Origin of the sequence: Staphylococcus marylandisciuri (assembly GCF_025519785.1) — a bacterium.
Classification (GTDB): domain Bacteria; phylum Bacillota; class Bacilli; order Staphylococcales; family Staphylococcaceae; genus Staphylococcus; species Staphylococcus marylandisciuri.
The window spans coordinates 1-378 of sequence record NZ_JAOPKZ010000047.1; the positions used below are offsets into that span (position 1 = coordinate 1).

The window sequence follows — 378 nt, forward strand, 5'->3', positions numbered from 1 at the left end:
TTTGCCGAGTCAATCAAATAAATTATATTGAATTAAATCCATTGGAGGCAAAATTCAAAACAAGTTCTTTAAGGTCATGGAAAACAGATCAATCTGATGCCCATAAATTAGCCCAATTAGCACCTAACCTTCAATCCATTAAGCACCAACAAAGTTATTCTGGTATTTTCTTTGAATTACGTGAACGTGCACGATTTCATTTAGAAATGGAAAATGAACAAAATCGCTTGAAAGTAGAAATTGTTGAATCGTTACATCAAACTTTCCCTCAATTAGAAAAATTATTTAAAAACCGTTACTCTCTCATAGCACTTAATATCGCTCAACAATTCCCTCATCCTGACATCGTCTATCAACAAGATTTAGAAACGCTTATTA

The 378-nt window shown here is 32.5% G+C and carries 1 protein-coding gene; it reads left to right on the forward strand.

What is annotated here, in order from left to right:
- A partial coding sequence (locus tag N9R04_RS11335) for an IS110 family transposase (protein ID WP_262856878.1) occupies nucleotides 1-378 on the forward strand: 378 nt, incomplete at both ends.